Raw genomic sequence first — 19307 nt, 5'->3', positions numbered from 1 at the left:
ATTTTCAAACTCGCCACACGAAAAAACCGCCTCGGTTAGACCGAGACGGTTATCGTACTATGACAGAAGTGGTTGCGGGGACACGCAACCACCGATACCGACATCATTAACGTGACGATTTGACAGGTCCAGGCCAGCATTGCAGGGAGGCGACTTGGTGGGCTCGGAGGGATTCGAACTCCGCGCTTGGAAAAGCGTCCCTCTCGTCTTCACCGTGCAGGCCGCTTACTCTGGGCGGCAGAGTGCCCTTCCGCGCTTCGCCAAACCTGCCGTGGGAAAAGCCTTGCCGTTTTTTCCGGCGGGGCTTTGATCAGATCGCGACTATTAGTGATTTATGCTGGAACTGGTTGCGGAGGTTGGAGTCGGACCGATTTGCGCCGATTAAGAAGCCCGTCAGCAAACGAACTCGGTCACAGCACTGTATTGGCGGTATCCCTCTAGCGACTTGAACGCCCCGGCCGTTGCTTAGGTCGCGCCCACCCTTTTGCACGCGCGCCCCTGCCCGGCCGTTGAACCCGTTGGGCGGCTTGCTAGTCTGCCAAGCTCCTAACAGGGATAGCAACCTGGAATGAACACAGCACTGCTTTTGATGGCTCAGTATGGTGGCAAGGCCATCATCCCGATCGATGAGGTCTGCCGAGACTATTTCTCCCACCTGACGCCGCCGAAGTTGGTCCGAAAGATTTCCATGGGGGAAATTGCCCTTCCGCTCGTGCGGATCGAGGACAGTCAGAAGTGTGCCAAGGGCGTCCATCTCGCCGATTTGGCCAAATACCTTGAGTACCGGACTGAGGCTGCGAGAAAGGAAATGAGGGGTCTCACGGAGTAGCGAGGGAGCGTGAATGAGGTTTCGTTCAGCCCTGCCGTACACAGCCGCCCGCGGCTTATGGCCTGATGAGCGACGAACTGGATCAACCGTTTCAAGGCCGGTACTGCATTTGGTACAGCACCACTTCAACAAAGACGCGTAATCGACTGTCTGAACTGCATGTTTGTTGGGACTGCGTCCCATCTGATGTTGGACACGATGGTACAACTTTGCAGTATCAAACGAGGCGTTTCGCGAAATGATCCTACAGAACACGCACGTGTCCCTGCGACGAGCCGAAGCAGCGCACCGGCTGCGTGGAACACGCTGACGGGAGGGGCCTGAAAAAGAAGATTATTAGTCGGCTGCCGAGGTCATTATGAATTCAAATGCCGTCAGCTATTTGTACAGTTCTGGCTTACTCATTGCGCCAATAACTGCCTTTCGCCCTTCTGATAGTGATTGCAGACCCGCCTCGGCGGCGATTGCAGCCCGGTATCCGTCCAGCAGCTTGCTCCGGCCGGAATTCCGCTGAGTATTGAATGGATCCAGGCCTGGGCCTGCAGGCGATGGGCATCGGTGAAGCGAGGACGCCAGTCCGCGGGATAGGCCGTTCCTCGCGACAGACCCGAATTGATCTCGGTGCGCAGGGGCGAAGGCAGCGAGACCGTTGCGGTGGAAGCGTAAGCGCCTCGCGGATCGCCTATGGATTTGGGCTTGACGTTTTCCGGAATCGCCAGGGCATGAGTTCCTCGATCTGGGTTTGCGGATGGCCGTTGATGATGGCGTCGAGGGTTTCGGCGAGGTAGGCGACCGGGTTGACGTCGTTGAGCCTGCAGGTGGCCACGATGGAGGCGAGCAGCGCCCAGTTGTCGAACGTAGTGCTGTGCTGCGATTGTCGACAGTGTCCCAGGAGCCTCTTAGGGACTATTGCCTCCAACGATCCGTTGCTTTCCCCACCCCAACTTTCAAAATTGTGGTAAAGTCTCGACGTTGTTATTGGCTTTGAGCGAGCGGTGTGAGGGCGCTGGAGGCTACCATGCACTTCATTAAGCTCCTGGTTGGCTCAGCAATATTGACAGCATCGGGGGCAGCGTTTGCGGCAGAGGAGGTGTCTATCGAGAGAGGACGGCTGGTTTCCATCATCGGCAGCTGTCACGACTGCCATACTGACGGCTACAGGGAAGCCGAAGGCGCACTCGACCCCACCAAGGCATTGAGAGGGAAAGTAATAGGTTGGCGGGGGCCGTGGGGCACAACCTATGCAAGCAATCTGAGATGGAGCGCGCAAGACCTTAGCGAAGACGGGTATGTAACCTACATCAAGACACTTCGCACATTGCCGCCGATGCCTTGGTACAACGTTCGCGTCATGCCGGAGAGCGACATTCGGTCATTCTATCGATATGTGAAGTCGCTCGGTGATCCCGGCGCCTTCCTCCCGAGAACGGCGAGACCGGGGGAAGAGCCGAGGACGCCCTTCGTCACGCTGGAGCCACCGCAAATGCCGAAACCTTGTTCACGCGACCTGGACTGCGGCGTGGGCGAAGTTTGCTCGGCCGCACCAGTCCGCCAATGCGTTAAGAAGTAGGCACCGTGGGCAGCGGCCCTCTTAAGACAGCCGACCCCAATTACGCGGTAGGGCGAAACCTTAAGTTTCGGAATAGTAGCGAACGCCGCCCTCGGGCCAGACGTCAAGTCAGACCGTCAATGATAAACTTAGGGTGAGCGCCTCGCGGATCGCCTGTGGATTTGGGCTTGACGTTTTCCGGAATTGCCAGGGCATGAGTTCCTCGATCTGGGTCTGCGGATGGCCGTTGATGATGGCGTCGAGGGTTTCGGCGAGGTAGGCGACCGGGTTGACGTCGTTGAGCCTGCAGGTGGCGATGGAGGCGAGCAGCGCCCAATTTTCGGCCCCGACTTCGTGACCTGCAAACGGGGCATTTTTTTCTGGTCAGGCATACTGGCCTGATCGCGTTTTCGACCGGGTTGGTGTCGAGTTCCAGGCGGCCATCGTCCAGGAAGCGGGTCAGGCCTTGCCAGTGGCCGAGCCCATAACGGATGTCTTCGGCCAGGCCAGAGCCGGAGGAGATCATCGATAGCTGCTTTTCGAACCATGGTTTCAGGGCAGCGATGATGGGCGGAATGCTCCCGTCGGGCGGCAAGCCGGGCTTGAGGTGATGCGAGCATCCGCGCGTGATCCGCACCCATTACCCCTACGCCGACAATTCCAACGCGTATACTCAAGTTGACCTCCGTATTATTCCAATGCGTTCAGTCAAGCCAGCCGGTTGTCCGGGCTTTTCCGGCCTCGTGCGAGTCGGCGGCCGCCTGGATGAATTTCACCCAGCGCAGCCCGTCGAGCACGTTCGGAAACAAGATCGTGACTGCCTCCGCATGAACGGTTGCACGGTACAACGCGGTACGCGATGCCGTTTCGTGAGACGCTTCTCGCAATGAATCCTGGCCGGCTCCGCGGGCGAAAGCGCGTCAGAGAAGCAGCCGCTGGTCCGTTGTAGGCAAGATGCGGATCATATCCGCAGTAGGATGAACCTGCCGTGCCGGCGTGTCTATCTTCTGAGGCTGACCGGTGCTGGCGGCGCGCTCAATGGCAAGCAGGGCGCGCACGTCGGCAAATCCTTCTCCACCGTCGGCTTCAGGCGGTTGTGCATTCAGGATGCAGTCGGAGAAATACGCGGTCTGTCCGGCGAAATGGTCTGTCTGCGGGAACGTCTTTTCGGTTCTGATGTCGCCATGCCGAAGCTTCATTTGCACGGCAGTCTCGAAACGGAAGCCAGGGTCGGCCGTTACGCTCCCCTTCGTTCCGGCCACGTGGTAAAAATCCGAATTGTCCGCGCCGAAGCTGGCAATGAACTGTGCAAGCCGGCCCTCGGGGAAGCGCAACGTCACGGCAATGCTTTCCTCTACCTCCCCGACTGAGGCGCTGCCGAAACTCCTTACCGCGACTGCCTCGATCGGCTCAGTGGCAAAGATATGGCGCGCGGCATTCAGGCAGTAGACGCCGATGTCCTGCAAGGGACCGCCCCAATAGGCGGCCTTGAGGCGGTGATTGTCGGACGACGCTACGAAGGAGAAGACCGCGGCAAAGATGCGGGGATCGCCGATCTCACCGCTGCGGATGCGCTCCAGCACCTCGACAGTGCCGGGCTCGTTGTGCAGCCGATACGCCGTCATCAGGTACGCTCCGCTCTCATTGGCGGCGGCGATCATCGCCTCGCATTCCGCCTCGGTCGTGGCCAGCGGCTTCTCAACGAGCGCGTGCTTGCCGGCTCTCAGGGCTCGGATCGCATAGTCGGCATGCATGGAGTTCGGCAATGCCACGTAAACTGCATCGGCGACGTCCGATGCGAGCATCTGGTCGTACTGCTCATAGCTGAAGACGTGTTCCACGCCGTAGAATTCGGCGAGCTTGGCGGCGTTTTTGGCCGAGCCGCTGACGATCGCCGTGATTGTCGAGTTTCCGGTCTGGGACACACCGGGCATAAAGGCTTCCTGTGTGATCCAGCCCGCGCCCACCACGGCATATCGTATCTTTCTCAATTGCTCCTCCCGAATGGGATCACTCCCGGCACTCGTCTAAAAATGGTCACGCCGTGGCCAGCGGAGCGTCTCTGAGGCCTGACGGCAGCGGTCGATTTGAGCCAGTCGCTCGATGGGTCTGTTGTCGCCTCTCAGGGGCAAAGGCGGGCAAGAGTCATCCCTCGCCCGCCGCAGAGTTGCGCGCCCCCCGCCTACTTTCCGATGCAGGTGTCGGCGGTTTCGGGGGTGCAGACGTCGAGACCGGTGTAGGTCGGGTCGGCCGGCGCGGGCTTGCCGTCCTTGATGTCCTTCAGCGCCAGCATGGTCTTGTAGCCCATTTCGAACGGCCGCTGTCCGACCTGGCCGAGCGACAGGCCTTCCTTCATCTGGTCCATCTGCACCGGCAGCGTGTCGGCGACGACCAGAGCCAGCTCCTTCTTGGCGATCTTATCCTTGTACGGCTCGACCGCAGCGCGATTCGCATCCGGTATGAATTGCGGAAAGCCGCCTGTCGGCACGAAGGCGTCGAGGTTTGGCGTCTTCGCCATGAAGTCCTGGAACTGCTGAACCGACAGAGGGAAGTCGTCGTTGGTATAGAGAGGGCAGCCCGGTGCTTCCGTCCAGCCGTTCTGGCCGGTCAGGGCATCACCTGGCGAGGCGGCCGACTCCTTGCCGGCCAGCGTATCGCGTATACCCTTCATGCGCTCATTGTGGTTGGCCGCGGCAGCTCCGCCCGACTGGATACAGATGGTGCCGCCTTTCGGCTTGATGGTCTGCACGATCTTGGCGAGGTTGACGCCAATTTCGTAATTGTGCGTGCCGATATAGGCGACACGCAGGTCCTTGTTCTCCGGTAGCACATCCGAGTCCCAGGTAAGCACGGGAATGCCCGCTTCCTTGGCGGCCTGAAGCGCGACGGCCATTGCCGCGGCGTTCGACGGGGCGACGGCGATGCCGTCGACCTTCTTGGCCACCAGGTCCTGCACGATCTGCACCTGCTCCTCGCCGCCGCCATGCTCGCCGGGGCCGATATACATGCATTCGATCGCGCCGCTGGATTCGGCTTCGGCCTTCTTGCAGCCGTCACGAGCCTGGTCGAAGAAAGGATTGTTCATGTTCTTCGGCACAAGGGCGAAGACGTATTTCTGCTGGGCATAGGCCTGCCCTGCCATCAGCGCGGAAAACGCCACGGCCGCCGTCAGAATGTATTTTTTCACCTGTTCCTCCACTTTGTTTTGACGTCCACTATCCCCGACGGCTTGCGGCCGCCGGATTCTATTTGCGCTTCCAGGTAAACATACCCTCCAGCGTCGCCCGCAGCGACTTGCCCGAGGTCTGCATGCCGAGAAGCACGGCAAGAATGATGAAGGCCCCGACAAAGGCGCCCTGCCAGTTCGAATCGATCCCGGCCATCAGCAGCGCGTTGCGGATGACCTCGAGGAAGGCCGAACCGATCACAGCGCCAAACGCGGTTCCGTAGCCGCCCATCAGGCTGGCCCCCCCGATGACGGTGCCGGCGATCACCCTCAACTCGTAGCCGGTTCCCATCGCGTTGATGGCCGAGCCGCTGTAGCCGAGCAGCAGCAGGGACGCGATCGATGCGGTAAATGCGCAGAAGACATAGGCCTGGAATTTGATCCAGTCGACGGGGACGCCGGTCATCCGCGAGGCGTTCTCGTTGCCGCCGATCGCGAAGAGGTGGCGCGCCCAGGCGGTGAAAATGAAGACGGAGCCGACGATGAGCGCGAGGATCACCATCACCCAGAACTGCGAGGACAGTTCCGGGATCCAATGAGGCACCCAGCCGTCAGGCGTGTGCCTCGGCCATTTGGCCTGGCCGATGGCCTTGACGATCGGCGCATCGGGTCCGAACTGGTAAAGCATCTGGTTGCCGGACAGCACGACCGCCAGCGAGCGCGCGATCGACAGCATGCCTAGCGTCACCACGAAGGACGGCATGCCGATATAGGCCACGAAGAAACCGTTGAAGGCTCCGCAGGCGATGCCTGCGAGCAGACCCGCGCCAAACGCCACATACCAAGGCTGGTGCCAAGTGAGCAGCAGGCCGGCGACGATCGCGACCAGCCCCATCACCGAGCCGACCGACAGATCGATGCCGCCGGTGATCAGCACCACCGTCATGCCCAGCCCCATGATGGCGATAGGTGCAAAATTGCGGGTGGTGTTGGTAACGTTGTCGACCGTGCCGAAGCTGGGCTCCAGCCACGTCATGAAGACCACCAACACGAAAAGCGCGATCGCGACCCAGAAGGCCTGGCTGGCGATCATCTTCTGGAAAACGCTCTGCTCTATTATGCCGACCACATCACCGATGGACGCATGGCCTTCCTTCAGCATGTCGCTCTGGCTATGCATCACGGATCGCTCCCGTAATTAGGCCGGTGATCTCCTCCGGCGATGTCTTCTCCGTCGCCTTGTCGGCCACTTTCGAGCCGCGTCTCAGCACGATGATGCGGTCGCAGACCGCGAACACATCGGGCATGCGGTGGCTGATCAGCATTACCGACACATTTTGCGATTTGAGCCGCCGGATCAGCTCCAGCACCTCGGCTACCTGGCGGACCGAAATCGCCGCGGTCGGCTCATCCATCAGCACGAGCTTGGAGTTGGATAGCCGGGTGCGGGCAATGGCGACCGCCTGCCGCTGGCCGCCTGACATTTTTTTGACCAGATCGCGCGGCCGCGTCTCCGACTTCAGCTCCGCGAACAGTTTTGCCGAGCGGTTGATCATCGCCTGCTTGTCGAGCACGCTGAGCGGCCAAAATCCCTTCTTCATCTCGCGGCCGAGAAAGACATTTTGGGCGGCCGTCAGATTGTCGGCCAAGGCCAGATCTTGATAGACGACCTCGATCCCTTCGCCCCGTGCCTCGATCGGCTTGTGGAAATGGCAGACCTTGCCGTCCACCGCGATTTCGCCGTCGGAGGGTGGGAAGTTCCCCGCAATCAGCTTCACCATGGTCGATTTCCCGGCACCGTTGTCGCCCATCAGGCCAACCACCTCGCCGGCAGCAACCGCGAAGCTAACATCTGACAAGGCGCGGATAGCACCAAAGCTTTTCGAGACGCTTCGTACGTCCAGCACAGACACATTCTCCTCCCTGTGCGACGTCGACTTGAGCACTCAGCCGACGTACCTCTCTCCGGCTGCAATCTATATTGCAAAATGTACAAACATGCAACGTTTATTTCAGACGCATGCGGGGCGGCGACCAACTCTCCCTCGCATCAGTCTGTTCGCAGCCACGTGCTCTCCCGGGCCGAGCCCTGAATTGCCTCCACGAGTTCCTGGATGCGTTGGCCGGCCCGGAAGCCGAAAGACTCGTCTCGCTTCCCGGCGATCGCATCGACGAACCGCGCAATCTCGATAGCCTTCAGATCGTTGAAGCCGAGCTGATGGCCTGGTGCGACGCAGAAGAGTCCATAGGGATCGTGATCCGGACCGGCCTCGATGCGCCGAAAGCCACGCCGGCCGCCGGGATCGGCCGTGCTGTAGAAATGCAGCTCGTTGAAGCGCTCCTGGCTGAAGACGAGCGCCCCCTTGGTGCCATAAACCTCGAAATCGTGCTGCATCTTGCGGCCGGTGGCGACCCAGCTCGCTTCGATGCTGCCGGATGCACCATTGGCAAAACGCAGAAATGCGCGACCGATGTCGTCGACCTCGATGGTCCGGCGCCCGCCTCGGCCATCCGGACGGCTCGCTATGACGGTGACGGAATCGCCGAGGACCCGTTCCACCGAGCCAAGCAGAAACTCCGCCGTGGCCAGAGCATGGCTGCCCAGATCCGCCAATGCGCCGCCGCCGACAGGATCGTGCCGGAAGGTAAATGGGCTTTCCGCATCCGCCATGTAGTCCTCGGCGTGAATGCCGCGATAGCTGCGGATCTCGCCCAACTCGCCCGCGCGGATCATCTGCCGCGCCAGCGCGAGCAGCGGGTTGCAGAGATAATTGAACCCGACCTGCGTCCTGACGCCGGCCGCTTCCGCCGCCTCGGCCATCCGTCGGGCATCCGCCGCAAGGGGCGCCAGCGGCTTCTCGCAATAGACGTGCTTGCCGGCGGCAATGGCGGCGAGCGCCATCTCCTTGTGGAAGCCGTTCGGCGCCGTGATATCGATCATATCGATCTCCGGGTCCTCGACCAGACGCCTCCAGTCCCCGCTCGCCCGCGCGAACCCCAAGGCCTGCGCCGCCTGCGCGGCGAGGTCCTCGGTTCTGTCCGCAACCGTGTGGAGCACCAGTTCGTAGGGAAGATCGAAGACACGTTGTGCGGCAGCAAAGCCGAACACATGGGTCTTGCCCATGAAGCCGGTGCCGATCAGGCCGATTCTGAGTTGAGGTTTTTCACCGGCCATTCAACTCGGCTCCGTTTACCACCAGCGCTGAGTCGATCCGCCCGGCGAAAAAATCGAGCACGTTCTGCACGGACGAGATTGCCATGCGCTCGCCGCACTCGGCGGTGAGCCCGGCAATGTGCGGCGTCAGAATCACCTGGTCGAAGCCGAAGAGCGGATGGTCCGCGGCGGGTGGTTCATCGTCGAAGACGTCGATACCGGCGGCTGCGATGCGCCCCGCTCGCAGCGCCGCAATCAGCGCCGCCTCGTCGACGATGCCGCCCCGCGCTGTGTTGATGAGAACAGCAGTCGGTTTTATCGCCGAGAGTTCCACGGGGCCGATCACCGGGCGCTCGGCCTTGGGTACGTTGACGGAGATCGCATCGGCCCAGGCGAGTCCCGTTTGCAAATCGCTCACCGGCGCGACCGGCCCCTCCGGCCAGCCTTGCCTCTCAAGGAATGGATCATAGGCACGCAAGTCCATGCCGAATGCCGCCGCCATGTGCGCCAGGTGGCGGCCGATCCGGCCGAACCCGAGGATCAGAAGCCGCTTGCCCGAGAGTTCGCTTGGCTCCAGCCGGTTGCGCCAACCCCATTCGTTACCGCGCACCGAACGATCCGCTCGGATCAGCCGCTTGGTTGCCGCCAGCAACAGCATCATGGCGTGCTCGGCCACCGACACCGAGTTCACATCGCCGACGATCGCGAGAGCGATCCCGCGCCGATTGAGGGAGGATAGATCCACAGCGTCGTAGCCGACGCCATGGCGCGAGACGATCTTCAACCTCTCGGCGCGTGCGACGGTCGGAGCCGACAAGGGCTGGGTGCGAATGACGAGGCCATCGGCCTTGCCGATCAGAGGTGCGTAGCTTGGTTCGGAGACATCTTCGACATAGTCGTAGGTGACGCCGGGCGACGCATCGAGAAGTTCGATGCCGCTCGGATGAAGTTTTCCGGCGACCAGAACGTGCGGCATCAATAGCCTCCCTTGCCGGCTTCAAGAGAGGCGGGCTTCGCGCCGGTCAATTCGCGAAAGCGGGCAACACACGCCTGGGCCGCTGCTGCGAGCAGGCGGGAGTCGCCTGACACGGTGGTCATGTCGAAGCCCCATTGGATGGCGCGCGCGGCGTAGTCGGCCGTGCCGCAATGGAGCGCGGCGCGTTTGCCATGCCTCTTGCAGGCCGCGACTATGGTCCGCAGCGCCTCGATCATGTCAGGCTCCTCGCGGTCGAAAGCCGGTGCGAGACGTCCCTGGTGCAAGCTGAAGGTCAAGTCGGCGGGACCGACGTAGATGCCGTCAAGCCCGGGAGTCGCGGCGATCGCATCGAGATTGCGCATCGCCTCGGCGGTCTCGACCATGGCGAAGGCCAGGATTTCGTCATTGGCCTCGGCCGCATAATTGGCGCCCGCCGAAAAGTTGGCGCGTGTCGGCCCGAAACTGCGCTGGCCAGCCGGCGGATAGCGCAGGTAGCTGACGAACTCAGCCGCCTGCTCCGAGGTGTTGACCATGGGACAGATCACGCCATAAGCGCCGGCATCCAGCACCTTCATGATGATGCCCGGCTCCAGCCACGGCACGCGCGCCATGGGCACCACCCTGGATGCACGCATCGCCTGGAACATGGGAAGCAGCATCGAATAGTCGAGCGCGCCGTGCTGGACATCGATGCTCACGCTGTCATAGCCCTGCGCGGCCATGATCTCGGCGGTGAATGGACTGCCGATCGAAAGCCAGCCATTGATCGTGGGCCGCCCTTCGGCCCAGATCTGCTTGAGCTCGTTCTTGATCAAGGCGGCCTCCTCAGAACACGATCTGCGCAAGCTTGGTGTCGAGGTAGTCACCGATACCTTCGCTGCCGCCTTCGCGACCCATTCCGGAATATTTCGTGCCGCCGAACGGCGCTTCCGATGCGGCGAGAGCGAAGCTGTTGATGCCCACCATGCCTGCCTTCAGCTCGGCTACCGTGCGGCGCGCACGCTTCGGGCTCGACGTGAAGGCATAGGCCGACAATCCCATTGGCGAAGCATTCGCCCGCTCGAGCGCCTCCTCATCCGAGGAAAACCGGGTGATCGCCGCGATCGGCTCGAAATTCTCCTCGGCAAAGACCCTCATGTCGTCGGCAACATCGGTCAGGACCGTGGGCTCATGAAAATGGCCGGCATTGAACGCCGCAACCCGACGGCCACCCGCGACGAGCTTCGCACCGGCTTTCATAGCGTCGGACACGATGTCTTCGATCTCGGAAAGCCGGCCGGCATTGATGAGCGGGCCCATCTGCACGGATGGGTCGAGCCCGTCGCCCAGTTTCAACGCTTTGGCGCGTTGCACAAAGCCCTCGACGAAGGCGTCGTGCAGGCTTTCGTGGACGAAGAAACGATCCGGTGTGACGCAGACCTGGCCGGAATTGGCGTATTTGGTCGGCACGGAGACGTTGAGCGCGGCATCCAGATCGGCGTCGTCGAAGACGATCAGGGGCGCGTTGCCGCCAAGCTCCATAGACACCTTCTTCACCGTGTCGGCAGCATCGCGGATCATCTGCTGGCCGACGCGGGTCGAGCCGGTGAGGGACACCTTGCGCACCGCCGGCGAAGCCATGATCGGCGCATAGGTCGTGCTCGTGGGCCCAACGACCAGGCTGACGGTGCCGGCAGGAAGATTGCAGGCGCGGATGCAGTCGACCATCAGCATCGCCGTCCCGGGCGTCTGACTTGACGGCCGGACGATGGTCGAGCAGCCAGCGCCAAGCGCCGGCGCCACCTTGCGGGCGACCAGTGCCGCCGGAAAGTTCCAGGCGGTGAAGGCGGCTGCGATCCCGACAGGCTCGTGCAGAACTTCGAAACGACCGCCGGGCACGCGCGATTCGATGACGCGCCCATAGATCCGGCGGGCCTCCTCGGCGTACCAGCGGAACTGATCGACCGCCAGCCCCCATTCGCGCTCGGACTGGGCAATAGGTTTGCCGGTCTCGCTGGAGATCATCCGCGCGGCTTCGTCCTTGCGGCGGATCATCTCGTCCGCGATAGCATGCAGGGCGGACGCGCGCTCAAAACCACCCTTGGATTTCCATGCGGAAAACCCACGGGCGGCGCTAACCAGCGCCTCTTCCGTGTCCGCGCGGGTGGCGACCGGAGCCTCGCCCAGCGGCTTTTCCGTCACCGGGCTCGTCACCGGCGCCGTCCCGCCGTCGGATGCCTTGCGCCACTTCCCGTCGATGAACAGTCCGTAATTCGCGTACATGGCTTATCCGATCTCGCTGACCTTCACGAAGCGGCCTTCGACCGCCGATTTCATCGCCGCCTCAGCCAGGATCAGGGCGCGGCGCCCGTCCTCAAAACCGACCAGCGGCGGCTCGCCCTTCTCGACGCAGGTGACGAAGGCGTCGATCTCGGCATCGAACGCTTCGCGGTATCGCTCGATGAAGAAGTCGAGATAAGGCGCGGCGGCTTCGGTTTGCGCGACCGAGTAGCGGCGCAGTTCGTGAGGCTTCCTGTTGCCGCTGATCACCATGCCGGTGCTGCCCAGCAACTCGACGCGCTGGTCGTAGCCATAAGTGGAGGTTCGGGAGTTGTTGATGTGGCACTGCTTGCCGCTTTTGGTCCGCATCACGACCATGACGCTGTCGTAGTCGTTCAGCTCCGCCATCATGGCCGGGTCGATCAGCCGGCCACCGATGGCGAACACCTCCTCCGGCTCCTCTCCCAGCATGAAGCGGGCCAGGTCGAAATCGTGGATCGTCATGTCGCGAAAAAGCCCGCCCGCGACCTCGTAGTAGGAACGGGGCGGCATGCCCGGATCACGCGAGGTGATAATAACCTGGTGCAGGTCGCCGATCTCGCCGGATCGTACGGCGTTCCACGCCGCACGATGACCGGGGTCGAAACGTCGGTTGAAGCCGATCTGGACCGGCACGCCCTTGGACAAAATTGCTTCGGCGCAACGGTTCACCCTTTCCAGGCTAAGATCGATCGGCTTCTCGCAGAGCACGGGTTTGCCAGCGGCCACCGCCTTTTCGATGTAGTCGGCATGCGTGTCAGTCACCGTCGCGACAAGGACCGCATCTACATCTGCCGAGGCAAATACCTCGTCCGCGGATCCCGAAGCGCGAACGCCGTGCCGCGCCGCGACAGTCTCCGCGGACGATTCGTCGATGTCATAGACGGTGGCTAGTTCCGCACGAGGATGTGCGGCGATGTTTGCCGCATGCATCCTGCCAATCCGACCGCAGCCGAGCACAGCTATCCTGAGCAAGAAGTCCTCCCGGTTTGAATTTTTGCAATGATCGTTGCAAACATATTGATTTGTCAATGGGCATTCCGTATAGATTTGGAAAGACCGTCGTTAGGGAGGAGACAAAGATGACCAGGGCCACCGTCCGTCTGACCATGGCACAGGCGCTCGTGCGCTATCTGTGCAACCAGTTCACGGTCGTCGACGGCGAGAAAGTTCCGCTTTTTCCGGGAGTCTTCGCCATCTTCGGGCACGGCAACGTGACGTGCCTTTCTGAAGCACTCGAGGCGGTGAAGCACGTGCTGCCGACCTGGCGCGGCCAGAATGAGCAGTCGATGGCGCTTGCAGCGATCGGCTTTGCAAAGGCGAAGCGCCGGCGCCAGATCATGGTTGCGGCGACCTCGATCGGTCCGGGTGCGCTGAACATGGTGACGGCGGCGGGTGTCGCCCATTCGAACCGGCTGCCGGTGCTGATGCTCTCAGGCGACACCTTCGTCAGTCGCCGGCCCGATCCGGTCATGCAGCAGGTCGAGCACTTCGGCGACCCGACCATCAACGTCAATGACGCCTTTAAGGCGGTCACGCGCTACTGGGACCGCATCGTCCATCCCGAGCAGATCATCTCGTCGTTGCCGCAGGCGGTTGCGGTGCTGCTTGATCCGGCCGATTGCGGGCCTGCCTTCATCGCTTTGCCGCAGGATGTGCAGGAGATCGCCTGGGATTATCCCGAAGCCTTCTTCGAACAGACGGTGAATGAGGTGCCGCGCCCCCGGCCCGATCGCAGCCGGCTCGCCGAAGCGACGCGCCTCCTCAAAGGCGCAAAGCGGCCGCTGATCATCTCGGGTGGTGGCGTGCGTTATTCGGGTGCCGAGAAGGTTCTTGGCGATTTCGCCAAAAGGCATGGGATCCCGCTCGCGGAGACGATTGCCGGCAAAGGCACGGTTACGCACGACCACCCCGCGCATGTCGGACCGATCGGCATCGTCGGCTCAACCTCCGCCAACGCGCTGGCGGCGGAAGCCGACGTGATCATCGCCGTCGGCACACGGCTCATGGACTTCACCACCGGATCCTGGAGCGCCTTCTCGGCCGACGCAAAGTTCGTCTCGATCAATGCCGCACGCTGGGATGCCACCAAGCACCGGGCGCTCGCCGTCGTCGGCGACGCGCTGGAGACGGTGAGCGAACTCGAAGGTGCCCTCGGCGACTGGAAAGCGGAGAGGGCCTGGACAGACAAGGGTCGCATCGAGTTCGCCAAGTGGAACACGATGCTTGACGGCTTCCAGAAGCCGACCAACGAGCCGGTCCCGACCTATGCGCAGGTCGTAGGCGTGGTGAACGCCAAGGCGGGCGAGCGTGACCTGCTGATCACCGCGGCCGGCGGACTGCCCGGCGAGGTGATGAAGAACTGGCGGGTGAAGGAACCCAACACTTTCGACTGCGAGTTCGGCTTCTCCTGCATGGGTTATGAAATCTCTGCCGGCTGGGGCGCGGCCATGGCCGACCCTACCCGCACGCCGATCGTCATGATCGGCGACGGCACCTACATGATGATGAACTCCGACATCTATTCGTCGGTGCTCGCCGGCCACAAGATGATTCTCGTGGTATGCGACAATGGCGGCTATGCGGTGATCAATCGGCTGCAGAACGCCAAGGGCGGCGCCTCCTTCAATAACCTTATCAAGGACTGCCGGGTCAAGGAGCCGTTCTCGGTCGACTTCGCCAAGCACGCGGAAGCCATGGGCGCGCTGGCGCGGCGTGTCGAAAGCCTTGCCGATCTCGGCCAAGCGATCGAATGGGCGAAGACCACCGACCGAACCACCGTCATTGCCATCGTCTCCGACGCCTTCAGCTGGACGCCCGGGGATGCATGGTGGGACGTCGGCGTGCCCGAGATCAGCGGGCGCCAGCAGGTCCGCGACGCGCATGCCGCGCAAACCGAAGGTCGCAAGAAGCAGCGCGTGGGTGTCTGAACCGTTCGGGCGCGCGGGGGCGTCCCCTGCCGGAACGATGCAAAACTCCCTGAGCATTGTTCCGGCAGTTTTTTGTCGCTGCGCAGGCAGCCAGCAGCATTCGAAAATCATGATTGGAGATGACGATGAGAGCCAAGCTTGGCATCGCGCCGATCGCCTGGTGGAACGACGACCTTCCCGAACTGAGCGACGACGTCTCGCTGGAGGAGTGCCTGCGGCAGGCCCGTGAGGCCGGCTTCACCGGCATGGAGACTGGCCGCCGCTTCCCGATGGACGCGGCGGTGCTTGAGCCCATCCTGAGGCAGCATGCCATGAGCGTCTGTGGCGGCTGGTTCTCCGGCCGCTTGCTGGTCGGCAATATCGATGAAGAGAAGGACCGCATCGCCGCGCAGATGGAGTTGTTCAAGGCGACCAACGCACCCTGCATCGTCTATGGCGAGACGGGTCGCACCATTCAGGGCGACCGCGGAACGCCGCTGGCTATGCGCCCGCGTCTCGACGACGATCAGATCAAGGCCTACGGCCGTAAGCTCACCACTTTCGGCGAATGGTGCGCGGGTCAGGGGATGCCGATTTGCTACCACCACCACATGGCCGCGCCGATCGAAAGCGAACAGGACGTCGATCTGCTGATGAAGCATTCCGGCGAGGGTCTGCCCCTGCTCTACGATGCCGGCCATATGGCCTTTGCCGGCGGCGACGTGCTGCGGGTGGTGGACAAGCACCACGCCCGCATTTCGCATGTACACACCAAGGACATCCGCCAAGCGGTCGTGGACGGGCTCGACCGCAGCCGGGAAAGTTTTCTCGACGCAGTGGTAAAGGGGGCCTTCACCGTACCCGGTGACGGCTCGCTCGACTTCGAGGCGATCGTGAAGCGGCTGGCCTCCTACGGTTACGAAGGCTGGTTCGTCGTTGAAGCCGAGCAGGATCCCGTCAAAAGTCCGCCACTCGAAATGGCGAAGATCGGGCATAAGGAATTGCGGCGCGTCATGGCCGCGGCTGGCTACACTGTGGAGAGCTGAAGTATGAATCGCATGGATGGAAAGGTCTGCGTTGTCACGGGTTCAACGCAGGGGTTGGGAGCGGCCATTGCGCGCCGGCTGGCGGAAGCCGGCGCTGCCGGTCTTGTCACTCTCGGCCGCAACGAGGCGAAGGGCCGTGCCGCGGCCGAGGCGATCACGCACGACACCGGCGTGCCTGTCCACTTTGTCAAGGCCGATCTCGGCAAAGTCGAGGATTGCCGAAGCGTGATGGCGGAGGCCGAGCGCGTTTATGGCAAGATACATGTGCTGGTGAACGCCGGTGCCCGCACGGACCGTGGCACCATCCTCGATACCTCGCCCGAACTTTTCGACGCCCTGTTCGCCGTCAACGTGCGCGGACCCTACTTCCTGATGCAGGAGGCCATCCGCCGCATGATCCGCGACGGCATTGAAGGCGCCATCTGCAACATCGGCTCGATCTCGGAACATGCCGGCCAGCCTTTCATCAACGTTTACTGTGCCACTAAGGCGGCGCTGGCGACGCTGACCCGCAACACGGCGTTTTCCGTCATGAAGAACCGCATCCGCGTCAACCAGCTGGATGTCGGCTGGATGGCGTCTGATAACGAGCGAGAATTGCAGGCGAGTGAGACGGGCGATCCCAATTGGGAAGCGAAAGCCGTTGCGAACCTGCCCTTCGGCCGGCTGGTCGATCCGGCCGAGGCCGCCCGCACCGTCAACTTCCTCGTTTCGGACGATGCCGGGCTCATGACAGGTGCGGTGGTGGATTACGACCAGACAGTCCTCGGTGCCGCATCCGGCCCCATGGCCGTGCCTGAAAAGGCGATGGCGCTCTCGCCTTCCGACACTGATTGAGAATCGACGGCCGGCGGTCCGAAAATGCTGCAATGAGGCCAGGTTTCGCGGTTCGCAGTCCCTACCGCTCGGTAACCGTTGGAATGCGGGGATCGACAGCGTTGTTCTGAAGCCTGGCCGCCAAGGCCACGGTCAAAGCCTGCGCAAGACACATAGGAGCCGCCAGCGAGCGCGAGAAAGTGTATTCGTGCTCCGGTACGGCGAACAGAACGCGCGCGCTCTTGGCCAATGGAGACAGCGTGCTGTCCGAGATCGCCACGATGGGTACACCTCTCCCCACGGCTTCTTCCACAACATTGACGACCTCGTTCGCATAGAAGCGGAACGACACCGCAAACAGCAGGTCCGTCTTCCGCATCGCGCGGGCCATATGCGTGGCCAGTCCGCCGCCCGGATCCAGGAGCACGCAGCGCTTACCTAGCATGGTCAGTATATAGCGAAGGAGTTCGACGACCGGTGCCGAGCGAAGTTGTCCCATCAGATAGATGACGTCGGCCTTCTCGAGCAGGCTAACGGCTTCTGCCAGATCCTCGGGTTGAAGATCGGTGAGCATCTCTTTCAGGGACGCGATGTCACGGACGACCAGGTCGTGCATCAATCCCATCTCGCTGCGATCTGTCCGCTCCCCCAGTTCCTTCTCCAACGCCTTGACGCGGGCTTCGAAGCCGGGAGCCGCGGTGGACAATCGTTTCTGGAAGAGGCTCTGCAGGTCCTTGAACCCTTCATACCCCAATGCTTGGGCAAATCGGACGAAGCTGGACGCGTGAACGCCGCTGCCTTCCCCGATCGAGTTCACCGATCGCACCGCGACGTCATTCGGATTTTGGGTGAGGTACAACGCAATCTTCTGGTACGACTTGCTCATCCCATCATACCGGTCGTGTATCACGCGGATGAGATCCTCATAGTCCTTGGGAGCCTCGACCTTCTCGTCCACGATGCACATCCTTGCAATTTTTGTTGCATGATGGCGTCTTTGAAGGTTTTTGACCAGCAGAGAGTTGTCAACTCTGTTATCGGGTCTGTTATCGGGCCACAAGTTGTGTGCGCACCGCGCGTCCGCGCACCAAGAGGGCTGCGACAGCTCCGTGCGAAGGAGAAGCGTCAGAGGAGCAGCGGTTTCGGACAGGCGTAGGAATAGAAGGCCGGAAAGTCGACCGCTCCACCGCCCGACCAAAAGGCTTCGCGGCGGCGAAGATCTTTGCCGACGCCGCCCACTACGACTTGGAGAATTCCTGCTGCCGTATGCGATCCGCAGAGTTACCGATCCGGAACCAAGCCTCATGGTCGTCCTGGAGAGCACATATCGCGCCGCCGCAGACCTCGCGGACTGGGATTCAGCCGGTCTCGAATGTGCATTCGGGCAACCTCTGCGACCACGGGCTCCGTAAGTGCCCTGTCGCGCCGACGTTCGCAACGGCAAGTCCGTCCTACGACCCTGAAAACATCATCGGCTGCGCTTCAGCGGTACTGCATTTGGTACTGCATCGCCAACTTAAACCCCCTTAAGCTTTGATTTTTATTAGCTTTTCCGGACAGTCCGTCCAGTCCATCATTGAAATCGACATGGATGTCCTGGCCGCGTCGCCGATTTCTCGCCATAGCTTCCATTCGAGCGATCGAACCGCTGCAAACGTTGCCATTCTCCGGAGATTAGCCAAGATCCGATTATGCCGCCTTCCGATTTGTGGCGCGATAGATGCCATAGCCGATCTTGATGAGCAGGCCCTCGTCACACATCCGGGCCAGATAGCAGCCGGAATTCCGATGTCCGTGAGATCGCGTGTTCGCACACTTGTCGCTCCCATGCGAGTGCGATCGCCCGTTTTTCTTGAGTGACGGTTTCGGCCCACCGGCCAAGAGGACGCGCTCCGCGCGCTCGCGGTCACGCTTGCGGATCTTGATGGTAGGCTGTGGCGTAGATTTGTAGATTGGAAAGGGATCGGCAGCTCATGCTTCGCAGTTTCGCTCAGCCCGGGGCCAAAGCCTTTTCTACGCTAAGGCGCGATTTTGCACACCAGCGTGCGACTTCTCTCTGTCCCTCGATCCGCTTCGCTTCCACTTGAATGGTTGTAGCAGCCTAGTCCGGTTTCGATACGCCCGCGTTCATCTCTTGGCGGAAACTGCTCCTGCTCATGTAAAGATAGGCGCCGTAGAGCAGCATCCCAATCGCCGCAACAGGCTCTTCAAAGAGCCGAACCATTTGGTCAGCAAAACGTACCCATCCGGTGAAGACCGCAGACGTGCGTATCCGGCGGCCAGGAGAACCTGAGCACCGGAGTGCTGGGGTCAAGCTTTCGATGGGGAGACGCGATGATATTCTTCGAGGAGGAGTTTGACCTCCTCGATGCCTTCATCGGTGAAGGCCAAGATTCCGTCGTCATCGTTGGCGCCGTACACCCAGATGACGCCGTCCTCGGGCTCGAGACCGAGGGTCAGTTCCTGGATGAGCGCTTCGCTGACGCCGAGGTCCCTGGCGACACGATCGACGGTGTAGACGTGATGCACCTTATTGCGCTGCATGATCAGGCCGCCGCTGGTTG

The 19307-nt window shown here is 61.7% G+C and carries 17 protein-coding genes and 1 pseudogene; 5 read left to right on the top strand and 13 right to left on the bottom strand.

Going from position 1 to position 19307, the window contains the following annotated elements; genetic code table 11:
• Nucleotides 1-568 precede the first annotated feature (568 nt).
• The gene (locus NKI29_RS30030; RefSeq protein WP_023676583.1) at nucleotides 569-829 is read left to right on the top strand and encodes a pyocin activator PrtN family protein; all 261 of its coding nucleotides are present in this window, start codon (nucleotides 569-571) and stop codon (nucleotides 827-829) included.
• Nucleotides 830-1511: 682 nt separating this feature from the next.
• Here NKI29_RS30030 and NKI29_RS30025 read toward each other — a convergent pair.
• The 11 genes and pseudogenes from NKI29_RS30025 to iolG form a co-directional block, all read right to left on the bottom strand.
• A complete protein-coding gene (locus NKI29_RS30025) occupies nucleotides 1512-1655 on the bottom strand; it encodes a transposase domain-containing protein (protein WP_301942484.1) in 144 nt (47 codons plus the stop codon).
• An 852-nt stretch (nucleotides 1656-2507) separates the two neighbouring features.
• Nucleotides 2508-2986, bottom strand: a pseudogene (locus NKI29_RS30020) (IS66 family transposase); the annotation flags it as partial.
• A gap of 312 nt (nucleotides 2987-3298) precedes the next feature.
• The gene (locus NKI29_RS30015; RefSeq protein ID WP_352449985.1) at nucleotides 3299-4348 is read right to left on the bottom strand and encodes a Gfo/Idh/MocA family protein; all 1050 of its coding nucleotides are present in this window, start codon (nucleotides 4346-4348) and stop codon (nucleotides 3299-3301) included.
• 212 nt (nucleotides 4349-4560) lie between these two features.
• On the bottom strand, nucleotides 4561-5565 hold the full coding sequence (locus NKI29_RS30010) for a substrate-binding domain-containing protein (RefSeq protein ID WP_023676588.1): 1005 nt from the start codon (nucleotides 5563-5565) through the stop codon (nucleotides 4561-4563).
• Between the two features lie 58 nt (nucleotides 5566-5623).
• Nucleotides 5624-6724 carry an ABC transporter permease gene (locus NKI29_RS30005; protein WP_156937342.1) on the bottom strand — a complete coding sequence of 367 codons (1101 nt, stop codon included), beginning with the start codon at nucleotides 6722-6724 and terminating at the stop codon, nucleotides 5624-5626.
• Nucleotides 6717-7457 (bottom strand): ATP-binding cassette domain-containing protein, encoded by a 741-nt coding sequence (locus tag NKI29_RS30000; RefSeq protein WP_352798294.1) that lies wholly within the window; start codon nucleotides 7455-7457, stop codon nucleotides 6717-6719. Before NKI29_RS30000 ends, NKI29_RS30005 begins: the two co-directional genes overlap by 8 nt.
• Before the next feature lie 137 nt (nucleotides 7458-7594).
• Nucleotides 7595-8719 (bottom strand): Gfo/Idh/MocA family protein, encoded by a 1125-nt coding sequence (locus NKI29_RS29995; RefSeq protein ID WP_352789087.1) that lies wholly within the window; start codon nucleotides 8717-8719, stop codon nucleotides 7595-7597.
• Nucleotides 8709-9674: a hydroxyacid dehydrogenase gene (locus NKI29_RS29990; RefSeq protein ID WP_352798291.1), complete on the bottom strand. Its 966-nt coding sequence runs from the start codon at nucleotides 9672-9674 to the stop codon at nucleotides 8709-8711. The genes NKI29_RS29995 and NKI29_RS29990 overlap by 11 nt, the downstream gene beginning before the upstream one ends.
• Nucleotides 9674-10489 (bottom strand): HpcH/HpaI aldolase family protein, encoded by an 816-nt coding sequence (locus tag NKI29_RS29985; protein WP_352579550.1) that lies wholly within the window; start codon nucleotides 10487-10489, stop codon nucleotides 9674-9676. The genes NKI29_RS29990 and NKI29_RS29985 overlap by 1 nt, the downstream gene beginning before the upstream one ends.
• Nucleotides 10490-10499: 10 nt before the next feature.
• Nucleotides 10500-11936 carry an NAD-dependent succinate-semialdehyde dehydrogenase gene (locus NKI29_RS29980; protein ID WP_352798289.1) on the bottom strand — a complete coding sequence of 479 codons (1437 nt, stop codon included), beginning with the start codon at nucleotides 11934-11936 and terminating at the stop codon, nucleotides 10500-10502.
• Between the two features lie 3 nt (nucleotides 11937-11939).
• Nucleotides 11940-12947 (bottom strand): inositol 2-dehydrogenase, encoded by a 1008-nt coding sequence (gene iolG, locus NKI29_RS29975; RefSeq protein WP_352458352.1) that lies wholly within the window; start codon nucleotides 12945-12947, stop codon nucleotides 11940-11942.
• A 107-nt stretch (nucleotides 12948-13054) separates the two neighbouring features.
• Here iolG and iolD point away from each other — a divergent pair, with 107 nt between their 5' ends.
• The 3 genes from iolD to NKI29_RS29960 all read left to right on the top strand — a co-directional run bounded on the left by iolD (nucleotide 13055) and on the right by NKI29_RS29960 (nucleotide 16764).
• Nucleotides 13055-14902, top strand: coding sequence for a 3D-(3,5/4)-trihydroxycyclohexane-1,2-dione acylhydrolase (decyclizing) (iolD, locus tag NKI29_RS29970; protein ID WP_352541472.1), 1848 nt, complete (start codon nucleotides 13055-13057; stop codon nucleotides 14900-14902).
• Nucleotides 14903-15027: 125 nt separating this feature from the next.
• Entirely contained in the window at nucleotides 15028-15927 is a 900-nt protein-coding gene (iolE, locus tag NKI29_RS29965; protein ID WP_023676597.1) for a myo-inosose-2 dehydratase, read from the top strand.
• Nucleotides 15928-15930: 3 nt separating this feature from the next.
• On the top strand, nucleotides 15931-16764 hold the full coding sequence (locus NKI29_RS29960) for an SDR family oxidoreductase (protein WP_023676598.1): 834 nt from the start codon (nucleotides 15931-15933) through the stop codon (nucleotides 16762-16764).
• A 61-nt stretch (nucleotides 16765-16825) separates the two neighbouring features.
• Here NKI29_RS29960 and NKI29_RS29955 read toward each other — a convergent pair whose 3' ends face one another.
• Nucleotides 16826-17701, bottom strand: coding sequence for a MurR/RpiR family transcriptional regulator (locus NKI29_RS29955; RefSeq protein WP_245274693.1), 876 nt, complete (start codon nucleotides 17699-17701; stop codon nucleotides 16826-16828).
• A 346-nt stretch (nucleotides 17702-18047) separates the two neighbouring features.
• Between NKI29_RS29955 and NKI29_RS29950 the strand changes: the two genes are divergently transcribed.
• Nucleotides 18048-18155 carry a hypothetical protein gene (locus tag NKI29_RS29950; RefSeq protein WP_245274694.1) on the top strand — a complete coding sequence of 36 codons (108 nt, stop codon included), beginning with the start codon at nucleotides 18048-18050 and terminating at the stop codon, nucleotides 18153-18155.
• An 898-nt stretch (nucleotides 18156-19053) separates the two neighbouring features.
• On the opposite strand, the gene NKI29_RS29945 is transcribed toward NKI29_RS29950, so the two are convergent.
• Nucleotides 19054-19307: hypothetical protein (locus NKI29_RS29945; protein ID WP_352798287.1), on the bottom strand; the 254-nt coding region annotated here is incomplete at its 5' end.

Source organism: Mesorhizobium sp. M0678 (genome assembly GCF_040320505.1).
In the GTDB taxonomy this organism is placed as follows: Bacteria; Pseudomonadota; Alphaproteobacteria; order Rhizobiales; family Rhizobiaceae; genus Mesorhizobium.
The sequence above is the reverse complement of the archived record's forward strand: the minus strand, read 5'-3'. Positions and strand labels throughout refer to the sequence as shown.